This is a genomic window from Intrasporangium sp., from assembly GCF_051961875.1.
GTDB lineage: Bacteria > Actinomycetota > Actinomycetes > Actinomycetales > Dermatophilaceae > Intrasporangium_A.
Genome location: NZ_JBQCCV010000221.1, coordinates 1 through 2,344, shown reverse-complemented (window position 1 = coordinate 2,344; position 2,344 = coordinate 1). Strand labels below are relative to the sequence as shown.

Below are 2,344 nucleotides of genomic sequence, written 5' to 3'. Positions count from 1 at the left end.
GGACGACTCCGGCGCACTCGGCTCCCGGGATGAAGGGCAGCTCGGGCCTCATCTGGTAAAGGCCGCGGCTCAGCAAGACGTCCGGGAACGACACCCCGGCCGTGTGGACCTCAACGAGGACCTCGTCGTCACCCCGCACTGGCTCCGGGACCTCCTCGACCGCGACGGTCGACGGCCCCTCGAGACTGGTGATCCGGGCGGCGTGCATGGCGGGCTCCTCACGGCGGGCGGTGGCTGCCTCGACCCTAGCGAGGGCTGCGATGTGCCCACCCCGGAGACCGCGGCCACCTAGGCTGGAGGGGATGACCGAGCCGCTCGAGCGCCTCCCCGACGGGACCGTCAAGCAGGTCAACCCCTTCACGGGAACGAAGGTGTGGACCCTGCCGGACCGCGGTGCGCGGCCGATGATGCGTACGCTGCCCACGCCGCTCCCCCTCAACCCCGCGGACCACGACCGCTACTGCGCTTTCTGCTGGGGCCGGATGCTCGACACGACGCCGGAGATCGCGCGACTCGTCCGGACGGCGGACGGCTGGGCGGAGGTCCGCGGCCTGCTCGCGGAGGAGCTGCACACGAGCGTGCCCGAGTTCCGGGTCATCCCGAACCTCTTCGAGATCCTCTCCTACGACTACTGGCACCTCAGCCATGGCTGGCACGCGACCGCGCACTCGGACGCCCGGCGGACGGCATACCTCTCGACTCCCCTGGGCCGGGAGCAGGTGAGCGGACTCGTGCGGGCCAAGCTGCTCGCCCGCGGCGTCCCCGAGGCGGCCCTCGCCGGGCGGACCTTCGAGGACGACATGCGCGACAGCATCGAGTTCTTCGCGAGCAACCACGACGTCGTCATCGCCCGCCGGCACTACCTCGACGGCGCGACCGTCGACACGCAGCTCTCCGGCTCGGGCACCCTGTCGGCCGAGGAGCACTGGCAGTACGTGCGATTCACGATCGAGGCGGCGCGGCAGCTGTATGCGGACAACCCGTTCGCGCGCTACGTCTCGATCTTCCAGAACTGGCTCTCGTCCGCGGGCGCGTCGTTCGACCACCTGCACAAGCAGCTCGTCGCCATCGACGAGCTGAGCGTGCAGACCGAGCGCGAGGCCGCCCGGGTACGCGAGGAGCCCGAGCTCTATGCCCGCTGGGGCGAGGGGTATGCCGCCGAGCAGGGTCTCGTCGTCGCGCGCGCTCCCAGCGCGGTCGCCTTCGCGGGGGTCGGGCACCGGTACCCGTCCATCGAGATCCACTCCCGCAACCCGTCGGCGCTGCCCTGGGAGCTCGACGACGACCAGGTCCGAGACTTCGCCGACCTGCTCCACGCGTGCCACGCCGCGACCGGGGTCGACGTGCCGACCAACGAGGAGTGGCACCACCGGCCCCCGTCCCTCGACCTGCGGATGCCGGTGCGGGCCGTGATCAAGTGGCGGATCTCGACCCTCGCCGGCTTCGAGGGCGACACGAAGATCTACGTCAACACGATCGACCCGTGGACAGTTCGGGATCGGGTGGTCGTTCGCCTCAAGGAGCTGGCCGACGAGGGCGCTCTCTCGCCGTCGGTGACCGTCATCGGGTAGCCGGACGGCGTCTGGGCCACGGGGTGGGGCGCCGCGGGTGGGGCGCCGCGGCCGGTGGCCGGGCAGGACGGGTCACACCGTGGTTGACTCGTCGTGAGGCACCTCCCGCGAACGAGCGAGGATGACATGGCGTCGATGCCACAGCGACTCTGGAAGGCTGGCAACGCGGCGGCGGTATGGATGTACCGGCGCACCGGCGGCAAGGTCGGCGGTCGGGCAAGAGGCGGCAGCCTCGTGCTCCTGCTCACCGTGGCGGGACGCAGGTCCGGCAGGCCGCACACCGTGCCCGTCGCCTACGTCAAGCGCGACGGCGCCTACTACGTCGCGGCGACCGCCGCGGGCCGCCCGACGGAGCCGCAGTGGATCCGCAACCTCCGCGCCGCCTCGACCGCAACCATCGAGGTCGGCCGCTCGCGGAGGACGGTGTCCGTCGAGGTGCTGCACGGAGGCGAGTCCGAGGCGGCGTGGAGGGACGTCATTGTCGCGACCCACCCTTCCTTCGGCCCCTACGAGGCGAAGTCGGGTCGCAAGATCGCAGTCGCGCGCCTCATCCCTGCGGTGTGAGTTGGCCTGCGTCGTCGGCTTGTTCCGGCCCGTGCCGAGCTGAAGGCCCCGCTGGCGAGCTATCGCGAGGAGTCACCCACCTGCATCGACAGGCCCGCCGTCGGTAACGGTAGAAGATCAGGCCGGGACGGAGATTCCCTGCAGCCAGGCCTGCCAGGCCGGCTCCTCGCGCCGCACGTAGTCCGCGGCTTCTGCGGAGAACAGGTACG

Annotated in this window: 3 protein-coding genes; 2 read left to right on the top strand and 1 reads right to left on the bottom strand. The window is 71.2% G+C overall.

Annotation, left to right across the window (positions count from 1 at the left end; genetic code table 11):
- A partial coding sequence (locus ACTHJJ_RS13190) for an alcohol dehydrogenase catalytic domain-containing protein (protein ID WP_440303396.1) occupies window positions 1–208 on the bottom strand: 208 nt, incomplete at its 3' end.
- Window positions 209–302: 94 nt separating this feature from the next.
- Between ACTHJJ_RS13190 and ACTHJJ_RS13185 the strand changes: the two genes are divergently transcribed.
- Window positions 303–1,571, top strand: a complete 1,269-nt coding sequence (locus ACTHJJ_RS13185) for a DUF4921 family protein (protein ID WP_440303395.1) — start codon at window positions 303–305, stop codon at window positions 1,569–1,571.
- 126 nt (window positions 1,572–1,697) lie between these two features.
- Window positions 1,698–2,135, top strand: coding sequence for a nitroreductase/quinone reductase family protein (locus ACTHJJ_RS13180; protein ID WP_440303394.1), 438 nt, complete (start codon window positions 1,698–1,700; stop codon window positions 2,133–2,135).
- Window positions 2,136–2,344 lie beyond the last annotated feature (209 nt).